The organism is Lamprobacter sp., assembly GCF_034860625.1.
In the GTDB taxonomy this organism is placed as follows: Bacteria; Pseudomonadota; Gammaproteobacteria; order Chromatiales; family Chromatiaceae; genus Lamprobacter.
Map to the genome: position 1 here is coordinate 40,605 of NZ_JAYESN010000033.1, position 6,790 is coordinate 47,394.

Below are 6,790 nucleotides of genomic sequence, written 5' to 3' on the forward strand. Positions count from 1 at the left end.
TGCTCCAATCCAATCCAGCGCTCAAGGCCCCAAACGTTCGACTTCGCAACGCCTAGCTCGTGGAACGAGACCTGCCTGTCGGCGACTAAGGTCACATGGCGTAGCGCCAATGAACAAGCGCTGTTGATCTCGACCTGTGAGAGAGCTGCTGATGACTAAGCGATACCTGCTGCGGACCACCCTGATTCTTACACTCACCTTCTCGATCGGCCTGGCCGCTGGTGCCTGGGTCTTTTCTGGCGAGCTGGCCGATCAGGAGACCGAGATCGAGCCGACTGGGGCTGAGATCATCGCCCCTGTGCCTGACCCGAACCCCTCGGACGCCGTCGGTTCCGCGCTGGCGCTGACCAGCGACAAAGCCGCCGTTGCCGCTGACGAGGAGTCTCAGGTTGCTGAGCCAGACCGAGACCAGGCTCAGCTGGAAGAGCAACGAATCCTGTTGGCGCGATTGGAGGAGCTCGCGCAGGGCTGGGGGCGGATGCAAGCCGAGCTAGTCGCGTTGCAGCAGCGCGTCGTGAGCCTGGAGCGCCGCCCGGTGCCCGCTGTGGATGAGGCCTCTGTGGGTGGTCGGGCCGACGCCGCGCGGCCGCGCACACCGCAGGAACAGCGCGATGCCCTCGTCCGTGCCGGTGTCGCTGCTGGCACCGCCGACGAGATCCTCTGGCGTCGCTCGCAGGCCGAGCTGGATCGGCTCGAGCTGCGCGATCAGGCCTTGCGCGAGGGCTGGCTCGGCACCGACCGCTATCGAGAAGAGATCCGAGCGCTGAATGCCGAGCGCGTGTCGCTGCGGGATGAACTCGATGTGGAGGCCTATGACCGTTATCTCTACGAGACCGGAGAGACCAATCGGGTCAGTGTCGATTCAGTCATCGCCGGCTCCGCTGGCGACCAGAGTGGGCTAATGCCTGGTGATGTCATCGAGCGTTACGGCGATGAGCTTGTGCTCGACTTCAACGATTTACGTTCGGCAACCAGTGCTGGCGCGCGTGGCGAGCTGGTGCCGGTCCAAGTCCGCCGCGACGGCCAGATGGTCGAGGTCTGGCTGCCGCGAGGCCCGATTGGTATCCGGCTCGATGCTGCGCGGGTCGATCCGAATAGCTGACCCTATGCTTCAGTTAAGCCTGGCGGTTTATATTTTTAACCTGAATCTCACGCGATTCATTTTCCGGGGTGGCGCTGCGCCATGCGCGCGTTAATCTGCGTCATCGGGGGTTTATAGCTCAGTCCCAGCTCAGTGCGCCACCGGTCTGGTACTCGGTAACCCGGGTCTCGAAGAAGTTCTTCTCCTTCTTCAGATCCAACACCTCGGACATCCAGGGGAAGGGGTTGCTGGCACCTGGATACTGCTCTGGCAGGCCGATCTGCGCGCAGCGGCGGTTGGCGATGAACTGCAGATATTCTTCGAACATCGGCGCGTTGAGTCCTAGCACCCCGCGCGGCATGGTCTCCTGGGCATACTCGGCCTCCAACTGCACCGCGTCGCGGATCATGCTGATCAACTCCTGCTTGAAGCTATCGGTCCACAGCTGCGGGTTCTCGATCTTGATCTGATTGATCACGTCGATGCCGAAGTTCATGTGCATCGATTCATCGCGCAGGATGTACTGGAACTGCTCGGCGGTGCCGGTCATCTTGTTGCGCCGGCCCATGCTCAGCACCTGCACGAAGCCGACGTAGAAGAAGATCCCCTCGAAGATGATGTAGAAGGCGACCAGCTCGCGCAGCAGCTTTTGATCGTTCTCTTGCGTGCCGGTATGGAAATGCGGGTCGGCCAGGTATTGGGTGTAGGGCAGCGCCCACTCGGCCTTGCGCGCGACCGAGGGCACCTCGCGGTACATATTGAAGATCTCGCCCTCGTCCAGCCCGAGCGATTCGACCACATACTGATAGGCGTGGGTGTGCAGCGCCTCCTCGAAGGCCTGGCGCAGCAGGTACTGGCGGCACTCGGGGTTGGTGATGTGGCGGTAGACCGCGAGCACCAGGTTGTTGGCGACCAGCGAGTCAGCCGTCGAGAAGAAGCCGAGGTTGCGCTTGATGATGGTGCGTTCGTCGTCGGTGAGGCCGTTCGGGTCCTTCCAGAGCGCGATGTCCGCGTTCATGTTGATCTCTTGCGGCATCCAGTGATTGGCGCAGGCGTCGAGATACTTCTGCCATGCCCAGTCGTACTTGAAGGGCACCAGCTGATTGAGATCGGCATGACAGTTGATGATGCGTTTGTCGTCGACGCGGATGCGCCCGGCGCCGATCTCTAGGCTCTCGAGGCCGGTGGCGCCGCCTTCGGCGTTGGGGTCGAACGCCGGTGCGCCTGCTGACTGCGAGTACAGGGTTTCGTCGTCGAGCAATGCTGGCTGCATGGGCCTGGGGTTCGGGTTGACCATGGGGGCCTGACCCGCGGTGGCCATCAGCGCCTCGTTGGAGACGATGCCCCGACCAGGCCGCACGGGATCGCTAGCCACTGAGGGGCTCGCGGAGACGGAGCTTGGCAGCGCGAAGTCATGGTTTCGATAGGCGTCGTCGCGCTCAGCATCTTGGTCCTCATCATCCGAACCGAACAGGCCTTGCGCCTCCGGCAGGGCCTCATGATCCTGCAGAGGGCGGCGCTGACGTGCGGCAGGTGTTGGGCTGGCGTTGGCAAGAGGGTCATCCCAGTTCAGCATCTTGTGGTACTCCGTGGTGGTGGTCAGTGGGGCAAAAGGATCAGAGCAGGTCTGGTTGAAATGGCGAGCGGTCTCTGACACAGATTCTTGAGGTCAATCTCACGCGATTCATTGTCCGGGGTGGCGCCGCGCCATCAGAGCTAGGACGAGTCGCACCAGCCCTTTTAAGGTGCATAAAAGCAACATTTAAAATCAGCGACTTACGATTCCATGTGAATCTGCCGGTCACCGAACCACGCGATCCGTCGCAAGCACCTTGACGAAGAATCAGGGGCTTGCAGTCAGGTGAATTTCGTCACCTTAAAAGGGCTGGACGAGTCGCACTTGGCCATGCTTGCCCTACAGTGGTACTCAAGTCGATAAGAAGTGAAGCGACAGTTTCTTACTCTCTGCAGCGCGCTTTTAGACAGGTCCGCGTTCATCCTAAAAAAGCATTTCAACCGCAGATGACGCAGATTAACGCAGAGATTCCAATACATTGCAGACGTTGATTGCTTCACCTGTTAGATGGCCTTGTTAAGCCTGCTGAGATCTTGTTTTATATTATTTTAATCTGTGCGCATCTGCGTCATCTGCGGTTTATAGGTTCATCAGTCGGTATTCTCTTCGGTCTTACTGCCAGGTAAGAGGGTGCTCGCAGCGACAGGCGGTTGCTCTTTGGCGGCGGCATCGCGGTCGGCCAGCGAGATCAGCCAGTAGGTGATGCCAAGGCTGACGATAATGACACCCATGCCGACCAGATCGAGCGCGTTGTACTCGGCCATATCGAGGATGATGATCTTGCGTGCGATGGCCATGATCGCGGTCGCCACCACCAGCTTCATCGGGAACACATCAGAGCGGATATAGAGCCTGATGTTCGAGAAGATCTCATAGGCGATCAGCACCGCGAGGAAGGCACCAAAGGTCTTGATGATGTCCGGAATCAGGAAATAGGGTGGCTGGATCAGATTGAGAAAAATGGTGTGAAGCACGCTGATCACGCCAACCAGGATCACGAACACCATCGCAATGGCGAGCACATAGGCGGCGAGGCGCATGATCCGATGCAGCCAGCGCAGGATCGGGTCGCGTTCGTTGGTGGGTAGCTCGTCGTGACCAGTCGCGTTCTGGTTGCTGGTCTGATTGGCGTTGGTCATCAGATTACGGCTCCTGGTTCGGGAAGAGATCCGGATTCAGCACGGCGTTGAGCGCAGAGTAGGGCAGTCGCACCCTTGTGATGCCGATCGCATAGGGGCCAATCTGATACAGGCCAAAGACCACCTCAAGGCCTTCTGCCATTGGCAGGAGCACCTGATAATTGTCAGGCTCGGGGGCCGTGCCACTGACCAGCCATTCATCATCGGGCTCGAACGACTCGCGCTGGATCAGCGCCTGGTAGCTGGCCTCGGAAAGGCGTTGTAGCCAGTCGCTGCCTGGCTTGAAGAGCGCGGACACCGGGATCGGCTCACCGGTCTGGCGGCTCAGCAACAAGGCATGGTTCTCGGTGCCGCCGTGGGCGCCGCCGGTGAAATGGTAGGTCTCGAGATCAAGGGTCCAAAAGGTTGGGCCTTGGTAGAGCAGTTCGCCGGTGATCGAGAGCCCCCAGGGCGGACCGAGATGCTCGCCGTCGTTGCCGTCAAGAAAGCCTTGGTATTCGTTGCGAAACGCGTCGATCTGATCGAGCACCTGTTGTTCGATGAGGCGATTGGCCGCATTGATCCCGTCAGCGGGCTCGCCGCCTGTGTCGCTCAGTTGAACGAATTGTGCCGCGATCTCGATGTTCGGGCCGTCTTGGGTCAGACGCACCAGGCCGTCCTCGTGTGTCACCTCGACCGGGCCGATCTCTGAGGCCATGGTCAGATTGCCGCTGGCCGAGACCAGGAGTAGGGCCGCAGCCGCGGTATGCTGAAAAACAGTTGCTGTCATCGATTTGCTCCTGGTTTCCCCATTGGATTCAACCGAACGGTTTAGGTTACGCAACTTCACTCATCGGGCGGATCTTTGGCGCTGGAAGTACGCGATTCTCTGCCTTGAAATGATTCACGACATCCTGCACGACCTCGCAAAGCTCACCATAGAGCGCGACTGGGTCATCACCATGTATCCCGGTGATGAGATCAGGGCATTTCCCGATATACACTTGATCTTCATCACTCCACTCCACCCACTTGCGGTATTTGTCGACATCGTTCATCAGTTGGAGAAGTAATCTGAATCGATGCGTTTAACTTCATATGTCGATGCCTTGGCCACGCCAATGCCGTGATCAAACATCAATTTTGCCAACCGGGGGCCATCAATCAAGATGATCTTCATGTCAATTCTTGCCACGTATTCGATGGCCTCACTAGAGAAGCAGGACGTTGTGATAAAAATACCCTTTCTGGCTCGCTGTCCTTGAAGGGCGCCGGCGAACTTCTGGATTTCAGGGCGTCCGACGGTCGTCTCCCAACGCTTTGCCTGCAGGTAAATGACGTCTAGGCCCAAAGGGTCCTCTTTGATGATGCCATCGATTCCTTCGTCTCCAGATTTGCCCAGTGCTTCACCGGCATCCTTTCTGCTGCCTCCATAGCCCATTTGTACGATGAGATCGACCACGACTTGTTCGAGAAAGCTTGGCTGGCTTTCCATCAACTGCTCGAGTAAATCGGATTCGACTTGATGCCGAACGGTCAAATAGGCTTGTTCCAGCGTTTCTTCAGGTGTCTGTGCATCTTTTTGATCTTCATTATCCTCGATCCCATCGGTCGCTGATGTAGGACTGCGAAATTTGCGGTACTCATCAAACTGCTTCAATATTTTCAAGTCTAATCGGTCAGGGAAATCGCGGAGCACTTCCCGACCACGATCGGTGATGACCGAGAGACCTCGTCTAGGTGATGCGAGCAGGCCTGCCTGTCGGATGTGCGTCTTAGCCCATCCGATACGATTGTCGAAAAGACGCGAAGTGCCGCTCGGCAACATTTCCCGCCGGTCTTCATCGTCTAGGTCGAAATGGTCAGCAAGTATTGCGACCAACTCTCGGTTGCGATGCTCTGTCCCGTCACTATGGGCCTCGAGCAATGGTCGCATGATCGATTGGAAATCAGGGATTGCCATCGATATCAGCTTTTTTTGTCGATAAGCACCAAATCCAACATCACTGACAGCTCTCGCACTCCGGATCATCGATCGAGCAGGCCTTCGGTGCCGAATCGACGGGCTTGCCGGCGCCATTCGATTTTGCCTTGCCGGGCGATTGATAGGCACCACCAACGGCCGAGAGGCGGTTCGCTCTATTGGTATCCGCCATGGTCGATTTTTCGACATGCGTCGCGCCCATCGAGCGCAGGTAGTAGGTGGTCTTCAGCCCCCGCACCCAGGCCAGCTTGTAGAGGTTGTCGAGCTTCTTGCCGCTTGGTTCGCTCATATAGAGGTTCAGACTCTGCGCTTGGTCCAGCCATTTCTGCCGGCGGCTACCGGCCTCGACCAGCCAGCGTGGATCGACCTCAAACGCAGTGGCATAAAGCTCCTTCAGCTCATCTGGAATGCGGTCGATCTGCTGTAGGCTGCCGTCGTAGTACTTGAGGTCGCTGACCATGACGCTGTCCCAGAGTCCCAGCGCCTTCAGGTCGCGCACCAGGTAGGGATTGACGACGGTGAATTCGCCCGAGAGGTTGGATTTGACGAACAGGTTTTGATAGGTCGGCTCGATCGATTGGCTGACGCCGACGATGTTGCTGATGGTCGCGGTCGGCGCGATGGCCAGACAGTTGCTGTTGCGCATGCCGATGGTCTGCACCCGCTCGCGCAGGCCGTTCCAGTCCAGCGTGGTGCTGCTGTCCATCTCCAGGTAGCCGCCGCGGCCCTCGGCCAGGCGCTGGATGCTGTCGATGGGCAGGATGCCCTGGCTCCAGAGGCTGCCGTCGAAGCTCTGATAGCGCCCGCGCTCAGCGGCGAGATCGCTGCTGGCCTCGATGGCGTAGTAGCTCAGCGCCTCCATGCTGTGATCGGCGAAGCGCACCGCGTCTTGGCTGGCATAGGGGATGCGCAGTTCGTAGAGCGCATCCTGAAAGCCCATCAGGCCCAGCCCGACCGGACGGTGGCGCAGGTTGGAATTGCGGGCTTGCGGCACGTTGTAGAAGTTGTAGTCGATGACGTTGTCGAGCATC

At 58.6% G+C, this 6,790-nt stretch carries 6 protein-coding genes and 1 pseudogene; 1 reads left to right on the forward strand and 6 read right to left on the reverse strand.

The annotated features are described in order from the left end of the window. The first annotated feature begins 151 nt into the window (after positions 1-151). Positions 152-1,102, forward strand: coding sequence for a PDZ domain-containing protein (locus VBE63_RS10860; RefSeq protein WP_323683044.1), 951 nt, complete (start codon positions 152-154; stop codon positions 1,100-1,102). 118 nt (positions 1,103-1,220) lie between these two features. On the opposite strand, the gene VBE63_RS10865 is transcribed toward VBE63_RS10860, so the two are convergent. From VBE63_RS10865 to VBE63_RS10890, 6 genes and pseudogenes are all read right to left on the reverse strand, one after another. Then, a complete protein-coding gene (locus VBE63_RS10865) occupies positions 1,221-2,657 on the reverse strand; it encodes a ribonucleotide-diphosphate reductase subunit beta (protein WP_323683045.1) in 1,437 nt (478 codons plus the stop codon). 590 nt (positions 2,658-3,247) lie between these two features. Beyond that, positions 3,248-3,796, reverse strand: coding sequence for a phosphate-starvation-inducible PsiE family protein (locus VBE63_RS10870; protein ID WP_323683046.1), 549 nt, complete (start codon positions 3,794-3,796; stop codon positions 3,248-3,250). Between the two features lie 4 nt (positions 3,797-3,800). After that, positions 3,801-4,565 carry a DUF3298 and DUF4163 domain-containing protein gene (locus tag VBE63_RS10875; RefSeq protein ID WP_323683047.1) on the reverse strand — a complete coding sequence of 255 codons (765 nt, stop codon included), beginning with the start codon at positions 4,563-4,565 and terminating at the stop codon, positions 3,801-3,803. Positions 4,566-4,611: 46 nt separating this feature from the next. After that, positions 4,612-4,833 (reverse strand): pilus assembly protein HicB, encoded by a 222-nt coding sequence (locus tag VBE63_RS10880; protein ID WP_323683048.1) that lies wholly within the window; start codon positions 4,831-4,833, stop codon positions 4,612-4,614. After that, positions 4,833-5,738, reverse strand: coding sequence for a restriction endonuclease (locus VBE63_RS10885; protein ID WP_323683049.1), 906 nt, complete (start codon positions 5,736-5,738; stop codon positions 4,833-4,835). The genes VBE63_RS10880 and VBE63_RS10885 overlap by 1 nt, the downstream gene beginning before the upstream one ends. 40 nt (positions 5,739-5,778) lie before the next feature. Beyond that, positions 5,779-6,790, reverse strand: a pseudogene (locus VBE63_RS10890) (ribonucleoside-diphosphate reductase subunit alpha); the annotation flags it as partial.

Bases quoted from the DNA above. Each gene is read 5' to 3' on its own strand.
- VBE63_RS10860 (WP_323683044.1), top strand. From the start codon at position 152: ATGACTAAGCGATACCTGCTGCGGACCACCCTGATTCTTACACTCACC.
- VBE63_RS10875 (WP_323683047.1), bottom strand. From the start codon at position 4,565: ATGACAGCAACTGTTTTTCAGCATACCGCGGCTGCGGCCCTACTCCTG.
- VBE63_RS10885 (WP_323683049.1), bottom strand. From the start codon at position 5,738: ATGGCAATCCCTGATTTCCAATCGATCATGCGACCATTGCTCGAGGCC.
- VBE63_RS10880 (WP_323683048.1), bottom strand. From the start codon at position 4,833: ATGAACGATGTCGACAAATACCGCAAGTGGGTGGAGTGGAGTGATGAA.
- VBE63_RS10865 (WP_323683045.1), bottom strand. From the start codon at position 2,657: ATGCTGAACTGGGATGACCCTCTTGCCAACGCCAGCCCAACACCTGCC.
- VBE63_RS10870 (WP_323683046.1), bottom strand. From the start codon at position 3,796: ATGACCAACGCCAATCAGACCAGCAACCAGAACGCGACTGGTCACGAC.